Origin of the sequence: Kaistella sp. 97-N-M2, assembly GCF_021513235.1 — a bacterium.
Classification (GTDB): Bacteria; Bacteroidota; Bacteroidia; order Flavobacteriales; family Weeksellaceae; genus Kaistella.
Genome location: NZ_CP090976.1, coordinates 399,472 through 414,693, shown reverse-complemented (window position 1 = coordinate 414,693; position 15,222 = coordinate 399,472). Strand labels below are relative to the sequence as shown.

The window sequence follows — 15,222 nt, the reverse complement described above, 5'->3', positions numbered from 1 at the left end:
TCGAGAGGTTATTTTTTTAGTAAAATTCTGCTTACAAAGAAGCTGAATGTACCAATAAATCAGCTAATTTATTAGAATATCCCATTTCGTTATCGTACCATGATACGATTTTTACGAAGTTTGGCGACAACATGATCCCCGCATCTTTATCGAAAACAGAAGTTCTTTTTTCGCCCACGAAATCCTGAGAAACTACGGCATCTTCGGTGTAACCTAAAATTCCTTTCAATTCTCCTTCGGAGGCTTTTTTCATTGCGGCGCAGATTTCTTCGTAAGAAGTTGCTTTTTCGAGTCTTACCGTTAAATCAACTACAGAAACGTCTGCGGTTGGAACTCTGAAGGACATTCCGGTTAATTTTCCGTTCAGGGAAGGAATTACTTTTCCTACAGCTTTTGCCGCACCAGTGGAAGAAGGAATGATGTTGTTCAAAGCAGAACGTCCACCTCTCCAGTCTTTCATTGAAGGCCCGTCGACTGTTTTTTGTGTCGCAGTGGTTGCGTGAACGGTGGTCATTAAACCTTCCACGATTCCAAAATTATCATGCATTACTTTTGCAATCGGTGCCAAACAGTTTGTTGTACATGACGCATTGGAGAAAATCTGAATATCGTCGGTCAGTTCTTTATGGTTCACACCCATCACGAACATTGGCGTATCGTCTTTAGACGGCGCGGAAAGAATTACTTTTTTTGCACCGGCTGTAATATGAGCCTGCGCTGCTTCTTTCGTAAGAAATAGACCCGTAGATTCTACAATGTATTCTGCACCTACTTCATTCCATTTCAGGTTAGCAGGATCTCTTTCAGCGGTTACCCGGATTTTTTTTCCGTTTACAATAAGGTCATTTCCTTCGACGGAAACATCTCCGTTGAACTGGCCGTGTACCGAATCATATTTTAGCATATAGGCCATATATTCGGCGTTGATGAGGTCGTTAATTCCGACAACTTCGATGTTTTCTCTTTCGGCCATTGCTCGGAAAACAAGACGACCAATTCTACCGAATCCGTTAATTCCTACTTTGATTGTTGACATAAAATTTATTTTACTTATTATTTATTATTTTACTTTTTAAATCGCTAATATTTCTGAGATCTTCAGTAAATCCTGATCCATCTCGTTATGTTTTTTGATGGCTTCCTCAATAGGTGTGAAAGTGAGCTTATTCGACTGCATTCCGGCCATTACGTTGGTTCGGCCGTCCATTAAGCCAATTACGGCGCCATAGCCTAAGCGGCTTGCCAAAACGCGGTCTGCACAGCTGGGTGAACCACCTCTTTGGATGTGTCCTAAAACCGCAACGCGAATATCATAATCCGGAAAACCTGCCTGTGTTGCCTTTGCGATGTCGTAAATCGTTCCGAGTTTTTCGCCTTCTGCTACAACAACGATGCTGGAAGCTTTGCCGGCTTTTTCTGCTCTTTCAAATCTCATAAAAAGATCTTCGATGCTGTCTTTTTTTTCCGGAATCAAAATACCGATGGCTCCGGTGGCCAAACCACTGTTGAGCGCGATAAATCCTGCATCCCGACCCATTACTTCCACAAAGAAAATTCTGTTGTGCGACGTTGCCGTGTCCCGAATTTTGTCGATGGCTTCCATGGCGGTATTCAGTGCCGTGTCGTAACCAATTGTATTGTCGGTACCAAAAATATCGTTGTCGATGGTTCCGGGTACGCCAATTACCTGAATTCCATATTCCTCATTAAAAACTTTTGCACCGCGGAAGGTTCCGTCGCCGCCAATGCAAACAAGACCATCTACGCCGTGTTTCACGCAGTTATCGTAGGCTTTTTGGCGGCCTGCTTTATTTTTGAATTCCACCGATCTCGCGGATTTCAGAATGGTGCCGCCTTCTGTGATGATGTTCTTCACAGAGCGTGGTCCCATGCGCGTAAAATCGTTGTTAATTAAACCGTTGTAACCTTCGCGAACGCCGTAACATTCTATATTATAGTAATTTGCAGTTCTAACTACGGCTCTCAGAGCTGCGTTCATCCCGGGAGCATCCCCGCCCGATGTAAAAACTGCAATTTTTTTTACAGCGCTTTCTTTCATACATTAAAATTTCAGCACAAATTTACGAAAACAAGTTTAAAGATTAAAGCTTTGTAGGGTAACATTTGGCAAAAAAGACTTAGTTTTGTAAAATGTTATTAGGAAAAAAAATCAGAAAGATTCTTGCCGCATTTTTTGCCGGTGTTTATCTTTTCGTGGCTTTATTTTCTCAGAATTTCCACGATCACGGAAGCGGGGAGGTTTTCAAGGATTTTCATTTTAAAAAATCCGAAAAAACCTATTCCACCAATCACAGTGCAGAAAATTATTCCGACTGTCTTTCGTGTCATATTCTGCATGCCGGCAGCTCGCTGGTGCCGCAGGATTTTCAATTCTCTTTCGTTGCAATTGACGATTTTCAAAAACAGGTTTTTGCTTACGAGCAAAGATTTGCAACCTGTGAGCAACTCTTTACACAACTCCGGGGTCCGCCAGTTAATTTCATTTAAAAGCATTTTTTCTTCTTAAAGAAACCAACAAAGAGTTCATTTAATTCTTTGTGTTTCTGTATCGCTATTTAAACGAAATTAAATTTACAATGAAATTTATCTTAAATGTCGTGTTTTTCCTTCTGGGAATTACATTCATCAATGCACAAAATACCTACAAAATTACGGGCAAGATCCTCGATAATCACGATCATACGCCACTGCAAAACGCTACAATAACCGTCGGAAATTCGATGGCACACTCCAATGAAAACGGTGTTTTTTATCTTAGTAAGGTTCCAAAGGGAATATATACCGTGCAGGTTTCCCATACCGACTGCAGTCCGGTAACCAAAAAATTGGTCGTCGATAAGGATTTAGAGTTGACTTTTCAATTGGAGCATCATGTTCAGGATATTGAAACCATCACCCTTCATGGAAATCATAAAAATTCGGGCTCCATGGTGGTGAAAACCTTAGACCAAACGGAGATCGACCGAAATTCCACCGAAAATCTCGGCAATCTTCTATCTAAAATTTCCGGAGTTTCCACCTTAAAAACGGGGAATAACATCTCCAAACCCATCATTCATGGTTTATATGGGAGTCGCATCGCAATTATTAACAACGGGGTGAAGTTGGCGGAGCAGGAATGGGGTGTAGAACACGCGCCGAATGTGGATGTTAATAATTTTTCCCACATTGATGTCATCAAAGGAGCATCCGCGCTGAAATACGGAAGTGACGCCGTAGGTGGCGTAGTGGTTCTGGAACCCGAGATTTTTCGTGCAAAAGACACTCTGCGAGGTTCGGTAAATCTCTCCGGAATTTCCAATGGCAAAGGTTTAGGCGTTGACGTGGCTCTCACGAAAACGTGGAAAAGTGGATGGGCCTTAAAATCCGGCGGAAGTGTGAAAAAACTGGGCGATCAAAAAACGCCCGACTACAATCTGGAAAACACCGGAATGGACTTTTCCTCCTTTAATTTTACGGTTCAGAACAACACGTTTGAAAAAGGCCTTTCTTTCGATTACTATCTGACGAATCAAAATATCGGGATCTTCCGGGGATCTCATGTGGGCAATTCCTCGGATTTTTATAACGCGATTAATTCGCAAGTTCCGGCTTATTTAGGCGCGTTTTCGTACGACGTCGATAATCCGAAGCAGGTTATCGAACACCAAATCGCAAAACTTTCGGCTTTTAAAAGGTTTGAAAACTTTGGGAAAGTTTCCGCAACGTACAGCTTTCAGTACAATCACCGCCAGGAATACGACGTGAGAAGGGGAGATTTAAAGCAAATTCCGTCTTTAGACCTGGCGTTGATGACGCATCAACTTAACATCAGTAATTTGTTGGAACGCGAAAAATTCAGTCTGGAGACCGGGATTGACGCTTCTTTTCAGAACAACTATTCCGATCCGGCCACGAAAGCGCGCCGTTTGATCCCGAATTATGATCAGTATTCTGCCGGGATTTTTTCTGTTTTTAAATATAAACTGTTACCAAAACTTAATGCAGAAGCCGGAGCAAGATTCGATTATCGCTTTTATGATGTAACAAAATGGTATGATAAAAACGATTGGGAAAAAACCTACGCTGACCTATATCCGCAGTTTTATGTACGGACGAACGCGAACCGAATTTTAACCCGCCCGAAACTCGATTACCAAAATCTTTCTCTGAACGCGGGATTGGAATATCATCCTTCGGGAAATTTTAATTTGAAGTTTAATTATGCAAAAGCATCGCGAACGCCAAATATCGCGGAACTTTTTTCAGACGGGTTGCACCATTCTGCTGCCGTAATCGAAATTGGTGATTTAAATTTGCTAAACGAGACAAGTCACCAGTTTAATCTGATTGCCGAGGCGAAAGCAAATGTTTTGAAGGGATTGCAGATTTCCTTAAACCCGTATTATTCCCTTAACAGAAATTTCATCAATGAAATTCCAACGGGCGTACAGAACACAATTCGCGGCGTTTTTCCGGTTTGGACTTACCAACAAATCGACGCAACTTTGTTTGGAGCTGATCTGGACATCGATTTTAAATTAACCGATCGGTTTTCCTACAAAGGTCGCGGAAGTTATGTATACGGACAGGACAAAACGAACGACGAACCGCTAATTCTGATGATGCCGCCGAATTTTTCGAATGCCTTACAATTTAATTCAAAATGGAAGAATTTTTACCTGACGGCAGAAAACCAGACTTTTTTGAAACAAAACCGTTTCCCCGTCCACAACAGTGAAGTTACTTTTTTTGAAAACGGCGAAGAAGTTGTAAAAACCGTGGATTTCAGCACGCCGCCAAAAGGATATTCGCTCTGGAATCTGCAGGCCGGGATCGATGTAGCTAAGAATTTTTCGGCGGGACTCGTTATCAACAATGCCTTCGATGTTACGTACCGCGATTATTTGAACAGAATGCGGTATTTCGCCGCAGAAACCGGGCGTAATTTCATTTTAAATTTCAGATACCGTTTTTAGTTCGAATCTTTCAACACTATTTTATCAAAACAAATTTCAACAATTTTTAATTCAAACAACATGAAAAATATATTCAAAACCAACCGAATTTTTACTTTAATCGCTTTATTTATTTTATCATTCACCGTGTTTTCCTGCCAAAGGGACGACGCGGCAGAAGATGATATTCCGCAGGAAGAACTCACCAATATCGTCTTAAACGTGAAAAACCTCAGCACGCAGGAAACTATCTCTTATAACTATAGCATCGGTGCGGGAAGTCTGCCTAACATTCAGCTGACAGATGGGGTTTCCTACGAAGTGAGAACCGTATTTTTAAATGGATCCGAAGAGGTAACGCAGGAAATCAAAGATGCAAAAGACGAGCATTTCCTGATTTTTGATTTCCCCAGATCGGAAATTACCTTAACAAGATTAGACACGAGCGAATCTACGGGAGTTAACGGAAAAGTAGGATTAATCACACAATGGGACGTGGTGAAAGCTGCAAGTACACCTTCGCCTTTATTGCAGTTAACCCTGATTCATGAACCGGCAAGTGCCAGCGAAAGTCAAAACGGAACTGTGTGGGGTAGTGTAACGGGTGGCGAAACCGATGCAGAAGCAACTTTCAGTCTCTCCAATTAATAATTTTAACTGTTAAATAATGCCTGCTTTCACAAGAAGCAGGTTTTTTATGATTTTTTGTGATTTATTTAATTTTTTAAATCCGACGAAAATCCCTATTTTTGCAACCTAAATTTCAATTAATAATAATGAACGTTACCGCTACAAATCATGACGACGTAAGTGCATTGCTTACCGTTACATTAGATAAATCAGATTACAAAGAAAAAGTTGAAAAACAGTTGATCAACTACGCGAAAAATGCGCAGGTTCCCGGATTCAGAAAAGGGAAAGTGCCCTTGAGCATGGTGAGAAAACAGTACGAAGCAGGAATTGCTTTCGAAGAAATCAACAAACAGGTTTCTGAAGCGTTGAACAATTATGTTAACGACAACAAATTAAGATTGGTGGGGCAGCCCGTTCCGCAACCTGTGGAAGAATTAAACCACAATGCAGAGCAGCTTTCTGTCGCTTTCGAAGTAGGTTACGAACCAGATTTCAAAATAGATCTTTCTAAATATGAAGCGCCCCACTATAAAGTGGAAGCTTCAGAAAAAGAAATCGGGCAGTCGATCGAAAATATGCAGAAACGTTTCGCCGAGCAGGTTCCACAGGATGAAATTGTAGACGATTCAAACATCGCTTTGGAGATCAGCCAGGTTGTTGAAGAAGGCGCAGAAGGAGAGCATCAGCATCCGCCAAAAAACATCACGATTGATGCGACCAAAAAAGAAGCTTTTAACCTGGTTAAAGCTTTGAAAATGGACGAATCGGTTAAAGTTTCAAAAGCAGATTTAGAAGCGAACGAAGAATTGGCGAAAGAATTAAGTTTCAACAAAGAGGAATTAGCGCACCTGCACCACGATCAGATCGAAGTGAAAGTGAAAGATTTTTTTGGTCTAAACTTAGCGGAACTGAATCAGGAATTATTCGATAAAGTTTATGGTGAAGGAAATATAAAATCTGAAGACGAACTGAAAGAAAAGGTGAAAACGGAACTGGATGAGTATTTTCAGCAGAACGCCGATGTTCACTTCGTGAATAAAGTTTTGGAGCAGGTTAATGAAAAAGAGGAGGTAAAACTTCCGGAAACCTTCCTCGTAAAATGGTTAATGCACAGCAACGAAAACATCAACGACGAAAATCAGGCTAAAGAAATCTTAGAAGCCGAAAAAAATCAGTTGAAATACCAGATTTTAGAAGGTAAACTGATGAACGACAACGACATCAAACTGGAATATACCGACGTTCTTGCGCAGGCAGAACAACTGGTGAGAAATCAGTTGGCGATGTACGGAATTCATCATTTGGCCGACGAAGAAATTCAGAAATACGCCGTGGAAATGTTGAAAGATCAGGAGCAGGTTCGTCAGATCTCCGCTGAAGTAGGAATGGCAAAACTGAAAGACGTTATCTTGGAAAAAGCTTCTAAAAAAGAAACCAAAATCTCTCACGATGAATTTTTGGAAGAAATGAAAAAGTAATTTTCTTTACATATCGAAAATCCGACTCAGCAATGGGTCGGATTTTTTTATGTTTAAAAGTTTATTTTAATAACTGAAAGATTCAACTTCCTGATGGTTGATAAGATAGTTTTCTAATTTTTCCATTTCTTTCGTACTGATATGAATATCTAAACTTACCACGAAATAATTGCCAATCTTCTCTAACGAAACTTCTGTAACATCTTTCGAGAACTCTTTAAGATCTTCGATAATGAGTTTCTTCTTAAAAAAATCCTCCTTCGACAGGTTGAATTTCAGAAGCTTATTATGAAACTGAGGTAAAAAATATTTCGTTAAATATCTTGCGGAATAAATAATAATCAGGGCAGAAGCCAGAAAAGTAAATGCGATGTAAATTTCTCCAAACCCGATCGACATTCCGATCGCCGCTGCAATCCAAATAATTCCCGCCGTAGTGAGTCCGTGAACATTAAAACCGACTTTAAAAATAACGCCGGCGCCTAAAAAACCGATGCCACTTACAATGTACGACGCAATTCTGGTAGGATCGCCGGTCCCCGCCAGTTTATAAGACAGAATTGAAAATAAAGTGGAACCCAAAGTGATGACGGTAATGGTTTTTAAGCCCGCCGATTTATCTTTCATTTCTCTTTCAAACCCAAGTATTAAGCCGGCGAGTAAGGAAACGAAGGCTTTGTAAACATCCAGAAGTTCAAAGTGTTCCGACATTTTTTATTAAAGATAGAAAATTTTTAAGAACCGTATTCAATTTTCCATTCATCGGCGGCATCGCACAGCGTTTGGTAAAATTCTTCGCCGTATTTACGGATCAAAGGCGTTTTCAGAAATTTGTAAACCGGTACTTTCAGTTCTTTTCCCAAAGCGCAGGCGGGCTGGCAAATTTCCCACTCATGATAATTGAGAGCGATAAAAGAGGAGTATTCGTTCACCCGAATCGGATAAAGATGGCAGGAGATGGGTTTTTGCCAATCTACAGCGCCGTCTTCATATGCTTTTTCGATGCCGCATTTGGTGATTCCTTTCGCATCAAAAATAACGTACGCACATTCTTCGCCGTTTACCATCGGTGTTACGTAATCGCCGTCGTGCGGATCGATGGTCCACGTTCCCTGTTCTTCCAGCGCTTTTACGCCTTCAGGACGCAGATAAGGTTTTACCTGATCGAAAATGCGGTCCAGAATCACCGTTTCCGCTTTGTCTAAAGGCGCGCCCACATCGCCTGCCACGCAGCAGGCACCTTTGCATTTGCTGAGGTTACACACGAAGTCTTCAGAAAAAAGATCTTCAGAAATTAATTTATCTTCAATTTGGATCATGATCGTTCTTAAATATTAAATTTAAAATAGTTGGCCAGTTTAAAAAGGAGGAGCGAAAAGATAATAAGCCACAGCCCAATTTCCTTCATCCAGTATTTCGGCAGAAATCTCAGCATTCTGCTTAAGATGATAGACGCCGGAAGCGCAAGCAAAAGTAAGTATTCATAATGATTTCCCATGTATAGAACAATGGTAATTAACTGCGCCAAAGAAAAAATGAGCGTGAAGGTGTACTTAAACTTACTCGTCGGGCTTTTTTTATTAAAATTTTTGAAATGATCCATCAAGGCGTGAACCAGCATGAGCGCCACGGGCAGAAGCCACACCAAATTCAGCAGGTCCTTGGAAGGTTTGAGAGGAGTGAAGGGAAAATAGGCCGGATTCCAGCTATTCATTCCTAAAAAGTACGCGATGCCAAAGTAGGAGAGTGCTACCAGCAGAATTCCATAAAATAAACGGAAAATATGCAGCGCAACCTTATCTGAAGTTCCGATAATGTGCAGAATCACAAACAGCGACATGGGCCAGGTAGTGGGTAAAAAGATAAAGTTTAAGGCCAAAATTGCACCCACCAGAATATAGGAATTCTTCCGCACCACCATATCAATATTGCTTAGAAGCAACAAAATAATTGAATTCGTAAAAATAGACACGGCGATGCCGATATCAAGATCGCCCAGATAAAGGGAGAAAATAATTACGGTATATAAAAATAGCGGCAGATGCGTTTGGTAATTTAAGGCAATGGCATTAAAGCAGAAGTAACCCAGCGCAATCCCGGCAAATGTAAAAATCGCCGAAACCACATCTAAAGTATTGAAATCGAGGAAGTTGAATCCGATCACAATTAAAAGAAGAATACCAATGTAAACCGGTATCGAAAATATATTGCTTTCTTTAGAAAGTAATCGAAACATTTTTTATAAATTTGTGCAAAGTTAATTTAAAAAAGGAAAATAATGACGTCTATATTTCTATTAATAAGCAGGTTCTTCAAATGGTCTTTTGGCTTTTTTGACTTCGCGGCAAATTTCGTAAACTGGATTTTATTCCTGGTTGCCACCGTCTTGTTTTGCTATTGGTGTTACGTTTTAATTGCAACTTTAGGCGGCGACAAAGACAAAGAATATTATTCGCCAACCGAAGGACACCACCCCTATTACGACCCGAAAATTTACAATAAAGAGACTAAATAATTGATACGTATTTAATTATAGAAATCCCGAAATTATTACAATTTCGGGATTTCCTTTTTTTAAGTTTCTTAAGGGATTAATGCACCGGAATTACCAGCACAGGAATCGGAGACCTCCGCGTCAATTCTTTTGTTAAACTGCCCACGAAAACATCGTAAATTCCGCTTCTGCCGTGAGATCCCATTACGATGTAGCCCGCGTTCTGTTCTTTCGCGTAATCCAAAATGATATCTCCCGCGATGCCCTGTTTTAAAAGATGTTCGCAATCAATGCCTTCTGCCAAAATACGCTGTTCGATGCTGTTAAGACGGAGCAGTTCTTCTTTAATCTCATTTTGTTCCACTTCCGGGAAATACTGAAATCCCATATCGCCAATCGCAAAACCAATATCTGCCGGCGCCACGTGGATGAGGCAAAGTTTCCCTTTGGTTTCGTTCGCAAATTTTATAGCCCCTTTTATAAGTTGATCTGTAGAATCCCCGAAATCTACAGGTAAAATAATGTTGATCATGATTGTTATTTTTGTTGCTTAAAGTTACAAATTATTTCCGGTTATAAAAAGACGCAGCGCAGTGTGCAACCTGATTTTTGTTGATAAGGCTTTACTGAATTCTTAAACTGAAGACTTTTTTATCCTCCAGAAAAGCTTCCAGAATGTCGTTTTCCGCAACTTTCCCCACGCCTTTTGGTGTGCCCGTAAAAATAAGGTCGCCAACGCGCAGCGTGAAATATTGCGACACAAATTCGATCATTTTATCCGGCGAAAATATCATCATCGACGTGTTGCCGTCCTGAACTTTTTCGCTATTCTTTAAAAGGGAAAAATTGAGATTTTTCAGGTCGAAATCTTCTTTTTTGTAGAAGTCGGAGACCACCGCGCTGCCGTCGAAACCTTTCGCAAGTTCCCACGGAAGGCCTTTTTCCTTTAATTTGCTTTGAAGGTCGCGCGCCGTGAAATCGATTCCCAAACCAATTTCATCGTAATGGTTCGCCGCATTTTCGGGTTGAATGTATTTTCCGCCTTTGGATATTTTCAAAACCACTTCCAGTTCGTAATGGATATCGTTTGAGAATTCCGGAATATAAAAATCGCTGCCTTTTTTTAAAATCGCCGTATCGGGTTTCATAAAAATGACCGGACTTTCCGGGATTTCGTTGCCGAGTTCTTTCGCGTGTTCTGCGTAATTTCGGCCAATGCAAATTATTTTCATACGCTCTTAAACTTTTAATATTTTATTTTATTTTGAATTTATTTTTGATGATCACGCGCGAAATTTATTACCGCAATAATAACAGTGGTAAAGATGGCTTTTTGCTTTAATCGGAAATCCCAGAAAGAGAAGAGAAATTCCAAACAAGCCGCCCGGATTTTCGTCGCGGTAGAGGTGGTTCGACCCGCATTTCGGACAAGTAAAATCGTAATCCGGGTCTGCAATGGTGTGGTCAACTTCCAGCGAAGTGTGTTCGTTATCCAAAAAGTTTTTCAAAATTTCCTGCGCTTTCTCCACTTCATCCTCAAAAACCTGAAGCTGAATGCCGCCCAAAGCCTGGGACAGCAACCAGTCGGATTGAATGGTCTGTTCGTTCGCAATAAAACTTTTCAAACCATTATTCGCAAGAATCTGCTTGTCGCGGTTGGCTTCCAAACTGTTTGCGTAATATTTAAATTGAACCAGTGATGCCATGATAACTTTTTACCGAAAGCTACGATTTTTTAGAATTTACTCCGCAACTGAATTCCCGTTAAAACTTTCTTCGTGTACAACGGGAAATCGGCGTTCTGAATCCAGCCGTAATACCCCAAATCTTTCTGGAAAACGTCTTTCACACGCTGGCCTTTGTACTTTCCGAAACTGAAAATTTCTTTTTCGTCTTCATCAAAAGCGATAAATCCGGCGAGATCTGCAAATTTATGATGGAAGGAAATTTCACTTAAACCCGCTATATCATTCGGAAGTTCCGGATAATGGCCAACCTGCGCATCTAAAACTTCAAACGTCGCCAAAACATCGGCTTCGGCAGAATGCGCGTTTTCTAACGTTTTTCTGCAGTAAAACTGATAAGCGGCCGTTAAATTACGCGGTTCCATTTTGTGAAAAATAGTTTGCGCATCCACGAGTTTAAATTTGTTCAGATCGAAATCGATTCCTGCACGCAAAAGTTCTTCGGCCAAAAGCGGCACATCAAAACGGTTGGAATTAAATCCGCCCAAATCGCAACCCGAGATCATTTCCAAAATCTTCGCGGCAATTTCTTTGAATTTCGGTACATCTTTCACTTTTTCGTCTGTAATTCCGTGAACGGCTGTCGATTCTTTCGGAATGTACATTTCGGGATTTACCAGCCAGGTTCGCGTTTCGCGCGACGCGTCCGGATTTACTTTTAAAATAGAAATTTCAACGATGCGGTCTTTGGCAACATTGGTTCCCGTGGTTTCCAAATCGAAAACGCAAAGCGGTTTATGGAGAATTAAGTTCATTTATTTTAAATTGTTTGTAGGGACAAATCGCGACCTGTCCAATTTTATTTCAGATTAAAAGTTATTTCAGTTGCTTCTGGAAAATAAGCGAAATCGCCATATAATAAAGAATGACCAGTGGAATCCCAACCATTCCGAAAATGATCAAAATCAAAATGGCACCAATTAACAAAGCCAGTTTCGGATAATTATCTGCGAGTTTCATCGATTTAAATTTCATCGCAATCATTTTGATGGGCGAAACCAGAAGCCAGGACGAAAGCACGATGGAAAGTATCATTAACAAAGGATTTTCAAACAGAAACTGAAAACTTCCCTTTTCTAAAAAAGCATAGTACAAACCGAAGATCAAAATGGTGTTCGAAGGCGTATTTAAACCTTTAAAATAATAAGTTTGTTCCTCATCCAAATTAAAAATCGCCAGCCTTAAGCAGGAGAAAAGCGCAATGAAAAGGCCGAAATATTTAAGATCGAAAGGCAAATCCATTCCGAAAATCTCTGGACCGAACGGTTCCAGCGCTTTGTACATCACAATTCCGGGCAGCAGACCAAAACTCACCATATCGGCAAGCGAATCGAGTTGTGCACCTAAGTTTGAATTTGATTTTAAGGCCCTCGCGATAAATCCATCGAAAAAATCGAGGATCAGAGAAACGATGATACAAAGAGCCGTGATGTGGTAATTCTCCGTGATCATACTGATAACCCCAATACTGCCGGAAAATAAATTGGCCAACGTGAAGGCGTTTGCCAGATTGTTTTTAATGAAATTCATAATTCCACAAAAGTAAGAATACATTTTTATATGCGGATTGTTTATATTTGTCGCATGAAAGATTTGACGCTACTGGAAAAAATTATTGCCGCTTTTCTACTGTTAACGGTAATTTACGGACTTTATATTTACGCAACCGATGCGGCGAAATTCGATTTTTTGGTGGAGGAAGACAGCTTTTACGAAAATCTGACGTCCATCTTTTTATTTTTTGCGTCGTTCACTTTGCTTTATAAATTTTTTACGTACCAAAAGTTCTACGGACTTTGGTGGAAAGTGGGGATTCTGCTTATGGCTGTCGCCTTATTTTTTGGCGGTGGCGAAGAGATTTCCTGGGGGCAGCGTATTTTCCACATCCAGTCGTCCGAATTTTTCAAAGAAAATAACGCACAGGCCGAAACAAATCTGCACAATATGGTGGTAGACGGCGTAAAACTGAATAAAATTATCTTTTCAAATCTGATGTCGATTTGTTTCGGAATTTATTTTCTCATCGTACCGATTCTTTGGAAAAAATCGCCAAAAATGAACGCTTTGATCGATCGTTTTGGGATTTCCGTGCCGCGACCGATTCACGTTATCGGTTTCATTATCATCACTTTATTAATTCTCGTGCCCATTCACCACGGCAGAAAGTGGGAAATGTGGGAATATGCTTTTGCGCTTGTGATGTTCCTCATTGTTTTCAATCCGTGGAATTCAAAAGAAATTTTTGCTAAATCAACCGCCCAAAAAGATCTCTGATCCTTTTTATTTCTCGACTTTGTAAACGTAATGAATTTTTCGCCCCGCATTATTTTTTGAGGGTGGCGCTTCTTCGTTGTCGTCAAATTTCGAAATGAAGGTTAATTTCCAGCCCAGCGTTTCTAAATTTTTGAGGTTTCCGGCGCTGTTATCGTTCGTCGCGACGTAAAATACATTTTCGTCTGGAAAAGTTTTCGGCTCATCAATCTTAATCTCCGGCAAAACAGCCTGATAGCGGAACCAAACTTCCGGCGAGTAGGCGGAGAAAATGTACATTGTTCGATGCTCTTTTTCTACCTGATTTCTGAACGAACGCAAACTGTGGAAATCTTTATTGTTCTGAAGCGTTCTGTCCAGAACCGGAATTCCAAACAAGCCCGTAGAAACCATTAACGCAATTACTGCATAAAAAGCGTATTCAAAATTCAGTTTTCTGTAGATAAAATAAAAGAGAAAACCTGCACACGCGAAAGCCGCGAGGGAAAATAAAACGGTGTAAAAGCTGAGGCTGGCGGGCAGAAAATAAACGCCGATGGCAATAACCAAACTGACGACGCCTAGAATGGTAAAAATGGTTTTGTTCATGTTTTTCTCCCATTTTTTAAGAGAAATCGCTTTAAATATAAAGTAGAGATAATACGCCGAAGTCGCTGCCAGCGGAACCATCATCGGGAAAAGATAGCGTTCCTTTTTCGACGGAATCAAAGAGAGCAGCAGCAGCGCAAAAACCGTCCAGTAGAAAAAGAGCATATAGATTTTTGGCGCCGAGGTTCTTTTTTTAACCAAAGGAAAAATTAAGCCCAACACGCTGAAAAATACCCAAACTCCGGTTTGTACGGGAAAACTCAGATATCTTGTAAAGGGTTTTACATCTCTGTTTTCGCGCGCTAGAGCTTCTTTCTGCATAATGCCCAAAAAGGTTTGGGGATCGGCCGCGTAAATGTAAATATACCAGGAACCGCCGATCAACAAAGTAAGGACGCCGCACACCGCAATTCCGGGGATATCTTTCTTTTTCGGAAAGCCAAAAGTGAGTACATATGCTGCAAAAAATGGAATCAGAAAAACGTAAGGTCCGGTCGGACCTTTGCTTAATAGCGACAAGCCAAAAAGAAGACCGGCTGCCACATAATTTTTCATCCAGTGGATGCGTCGCAGTGCCAGCATAAAATAATAAATCCCGATCACCATAAAACTATAGCTGTAAATATCCCAGTTGCCGCGCCGTCCCACGTAAATAACAATAAAATTCGTGATTAAAACCAAAGAAGAGATGAGAGCGAGTTTTTTATTTTCGGAGAGAAATTCTACAATTTTATAAAAATAAACGACCAAAAAGAAGCAGGAAAGTGCCGCGGGAAAACGCAGTGCTCCAATATTTTGAAAGGTAAATAATTCGCCCATCCAGGCCGTAAACCACGTGGGAAGTGGCGGTTTTTCGTATCGGGTTTGGTTATTTAATGTCGTAAAAATCCAGTGTCCTTCTTCGGCCATTTCGCGCGCAGAGACAAAATTCCGCGCTTCCATGATATCGACGTAGAGTTTCCCAAGATGTGCAAATAAAAGAACGGCACAAACTGCTAGGAGAATATAAAATGGATCGGTCTTTTTCATAGCGAAGAGTTTGTGCAAATATAAAG

At 40.6% G+C, this 15,222-nt stretch carries 17 protein-coding genes; 6 read left to right on the top strand and 11 right to left on the bottom strand.

The features are described from left to right. Positions 1-31 precede the first annotated feature (31 nt). Both gap and pfkA read right to left on the bottom strand, forming a co-directional pair. On the bottom strand, positions 32-1,036 hold the full coding sequence (gene gap, locus L0B70_RS02000) for a type I glyceraldehyde-3-phosphate dehydrogenase (protein WP_235142656.1): 1,005 nt from the start codon (positions 1,034-1,036) through the stop codon (positions 32-34). Between the two features lie 36 nt (positions 1,037-1,072). Further along, positions 1,073-2,059, bottom strand: a complete 987-nt coding sequence (gene pfkA, locus L0B70_RS01995; protein WP_235142655.1) for a 6-phosphofructokinase — start codon at positions 2,057-2,059, stop codon at positions 1,073-1,075. A 92-nt stretch (positions 2,060-2,151) separates the two neighbouring features. Between pfkA and L0B70_RS01990 the strand changes: the two genes are divergently transcribed. The 4 genes from L0B70_RS01990 (at position 2,152) to L0B70_RS01975 (ending at position 7,069) form a co-directional block, all read left to right on the top strand. Next, entirely contained in the window at positions 2,152-2,508 is a 357-nt protein-coding gene (locus L0B70_RS01990) for a hypothetical protein (RefSeq protein WP_235142654.1), read from the top strand. An 89-nt stretch (positions 2,509-2,597) separates the two neighbouring features. Then, positions 2,598-4,979 carry a TonB-dependent receptor domain-containing protein gene (locus L0B70_RS01985; protein WP_235142653.1) on the top strand — a complete coding sequence of 794 codons (2,382 nt, stop codon included), beginning with the start codon at positions 2,598-2,600 and terminating at the stop codon, positions 4,977-4,979. A gap of 60 nt (positions 4,980-5,039) precedes the next feature. Beyond that, positions 5,040-5,606: a hypothetical protein gene (locus L0B70_RS01980; RefSeq protein ID WP_235142652.1), complete on the top strand. Its 567-nt coding sequence runs from the start codon at positions 5,040-5,042 to the stop codon at positions 5,604-5,606. 128 nt (positions 5,607-5,734) lie between these two features. Further along, positions 5,735-7,069, top strand: a complete 1,335-nt coding sequence (locus L0B70_RS01975) for a trigger factor (protein WP_235142651.1) — start codon at positions 5,735-5,737, stop codon at positions 7,067-7,069. 66 nt (positions 7,070-7,135) lie between these two features. On the opposite strand, the gene L0B70_RS01970 is transcribed toward L0B70_RS01975, so the two are convergent. Genes L0B70_RS01970 through L0B70_RS01960 form a run of 3 tightly spaced genes read right to left on the bottom strand, consistent with a single transcriptional unit; the run spans position 7,136 to position 9,305 of the window. Further along, on the bottom strand, positions 7,136-7,780 hold the full coding sequence (locus L0B70_RS01970) for an MgtC/SapB family protein (protein WP_235142650.1): 645 nt from the start codon (positions 7,778-7,780) through the stop codon (positions 7,136-7,138). Between the two features lie 23 nt (positions 7,781-7,803). Further along, positions 7,804-8,388: a DUF3109 family protein gene (locus L0B70_RS01965; RefSeq protein WP_235142649.1), complete on the bottom strand. Its 585-nt coding sequence runs from the start codon at positions 8,386-8,388 to the stop codon at positions 7,804-7,806. Positions 8,389-8,396: 8 nt separating this feature from the next. Beyond that, positions 8,397-9,305, bottom strand: coding sequence for a DUF6427 family protein (locus L0B70_RS01960; protein WP_235142648.1), 909 nt, complete (start codon positions 9,303-9,305; stop codon positions 8,397-8,399). Between the two features lie 42 nt (positions 9,306-9,347). On the opposite strand from L0B70_RS01960, the gene L0B70_RS01955 reads away from it, so the two are divergent. Then, the gene (locus L0B70_RS01955) at positions 9,348-9,584 is read left to right on the top strand and encodes a DUF6341 family protein (protein ID WP_235142647.1); all 237 of its coding nucleotides are present in this window, start codon (positions 9,348-9,350) and stop codon (positions 9,582-9,584) included. 76 nt (positions 9,585-9,660) lie between these two features. Here L0B70_RS01955 and L0B70_RS01950 read toward each other — a convergent pair whose 3' ends face one another. The 5 genes from L0B70_RS01950 to L0B70_RS01930 all read right to left on the bottom strand — a co-directional run bounded on the left by L0B70_RS01950 (position 9,661) and on the right by L0B70_RS01930 (position 12,838). Further along, positions 9,661-10,095: a universal stress protein gene (locus tag L0B70_RS01950; RefSeq protein WP_235142646.1), complete on the bottom strand. Its 435-nt coding sequence runs from the start codon at positions 10,093-10,095 to the stop codon at positions 9,661-9,663. Positions 10,096-10,186: 91 nt separating this feature from the next. Further along, a complete protein-coding gene (locus tag L0B70_RS01945) occupies positions 10,187-10,795 on the bottom strand; it encodes a fumarylacetoacetate hydrolase family protein (protein ID WP_235142645.1) in 609 nt (202 codons plus the stop codon). Between the two features lie 51 nt (positions 10,796-10,846). Further along, positions 10,847-11,269 (bottom strand): DUF2007 domain-containing protein, encoded by a 423-nt coding sequence (locus tag L0B70_RS01940; RefSeq protein WP_235142644.1) that lies wholly within the window; start codon positions 11,267-11,269, stop codon positions 10,847-10,849. 29 nt (positions 11,270-11,298) lie between these two features. Continuing rightward, the gene (locus L0B70_RS01935) at positions 11,299-12,063 is read right to left on the bottom strand and encodes a 3'-5' exonuclease (RefSeq protein ID WP_235142643.1); all 765 of its coding nucleotides are present in this window, start codon (positions 12,061-12,063) and stop codon (positions 11,299-11,301) included. 61 nt (positions 12,064-12,124) lie between these two features. After that, entirely contained in the window at positions 12,125-12,838 is a 714-nt protein-coding gene (locus L0B70_RS01930) for a phosphatidylcholine/phosphatidylserine synthase (RefSeq protein ID WP_235142642.1), read from the bottom strand. A 54-nt stretch (positions 12,839-12,892) separates the two neighbouring features. Here L0B70_RS01930 and L0B70_RS01925 point away from each other — a divergent pair, with 54 nt between their 5' ends. Then, complete coding sequence (locus L0B70_RS01925) at positions 12,893-13,582, top strand: hypothetical protein (RefSeq protein ID WP_235142641.1); 690 nt, start codon at positions 12,893-12,895, stop codon at positions 13,580-13,582. A gap of 6 nt (positions 13,583-13,588) precedes the next feature. On the opposite strand, the gene L0B70_RS01920 is transcribed toward L0B70_RS01925, so the two are convergent. After that, positions 13,589-15,196, bottom strand: a complete 1,608-nt coding sequence (locus L0B70_RS01920) for a glycosyltransferase family 39 protein (protein WP_235142640.1) — start codon at positions 15,194-15,196, stop codon at positions 13,589-13,591. Positions 15,197-15,222: the final 26 nt, after the last annotated feature.

Excerpts from the sequence above, each read along its gene's own strand:
- gap (WP_235142656.1), bottom strand. The coding sequence starts at position 1,036 with ATGTCAACAATCAAAGTAGGAATTAACGGATTCGGTAGAATTGGTCGT.
- pfkA (WP_235142655.1), bottom strand. The coding sequence starts at position 2,059 with ATGAAAGAAAGCGCTGTAAAAAAAATTGCAGTTTTTACATCGGGCGGG.
- L0B70_RS01990 (WP_235142654.1), top strand. The coding sequence starts at position 2,152 with ATGTTATTAGGAAAAAAAATCAGAAAGATTCTTGCCGCATTTTTTGCC.
- L0B70_RS01985 (WP_235142653.1), top strand. The coding sequence starts at position 2,598 with ATGAAATTTATCTTAAATGTCGTGTTTTTCCTTCTGGGAATTACATTC.
- L0B70_RS01980 (WP_235142652.1), top strand. The coding sequence starts at position 5,040 with ATGAAAAATATATTCAAAACCAACCGAATTTTTACTTTAATCGCTTTA.
- L0B70_RS01975 (WP_235142651.1), top strand. The coding sequence starts at position 5,735 with ATGAACGTTACCGCTACAAATCATGACGACGTAAGTGCATTGCTTACC.
- L0B70_RS01970 (WP_235142650.1), bottom strand. The coding sequence starts at position 7,780 with ATGTCGGAACACTTTGAACTTCTGGATGTTTACAAAGCCTTCGTTTCC.
- L0B70_RS01965 (WP_235142649.1), bottom strand. The coding sequence starts at position 8,388 with ATGATCCAAATTGAAGATAAATTAATTTCTGAAGATCTTTTTTCTGAA.
- L0B70_RS01960 (WP_235142648.1), bottom strand. The coding sequence starts at position 9,305 with ATGTTTCGATTACTTTCTAAAGAAAGCAATATATTTTCGATACCGGTT.
- L0B70_RS01955 (WP_235142647.1), top strand. The coding sequence starts at position 9,348 with ATGACGTCTATATTTCTATTAATAAGCAGGTTCTTCAAATGGTCTTTT.
- L0B70_RS01950 (WP_235142646.1), bottom strand. The coding sequence starts at position 10,095 with ATGATCAACATTATTTTACCTGTAGATTTCGGGGATTCTACAGATCAA.
- L0B70_RS01945 (WP_235142645.1), bottom strand. The coding sequence starts at position 10,795 with ATGAAAATAATTTGCATTGGCCGAAATTACGCAGAACACGCGAAAGAA.
- L0B70_RS01940 (WP_235142644.1), bottom strand. The coding sequence starts at position 11,269 with ATGGCATCACTGGTTCAATTTAAATATTACGCAAACAGTTTGGAAGCC.
- L0B70_RS01935 (WP_235142643.1), bottom strand. The coding sequence starts at position 12,063 with ATGAACTTAATTCTCCATAAACCGCTTTGCGTTTTCGATTTGGAAACC.
- L0B70_RS01930 (WP_235142642.1), bottom strand. The coding sequence starts at position 12,838 with ATGAATTTCATTAAAAACAATCTGGCAAACGCCTTCACGTTGGCCAAT.
- L0B70_RS01925 (WP_235142641.1), top strand. The coding sequence starts at position 12,893 with ATGAAAGATTTGACGCTACTGGAAAAAATTATTGCCGCTTTTCTACTG.
- L0B70_RS01920 (WP_235142640.1), bottom strand. The coding sequence starts at position 15,196 with ATGAAAAAGACCGATCCATTTTATATTCTCCTAGCAGTTTGTGCCGTT.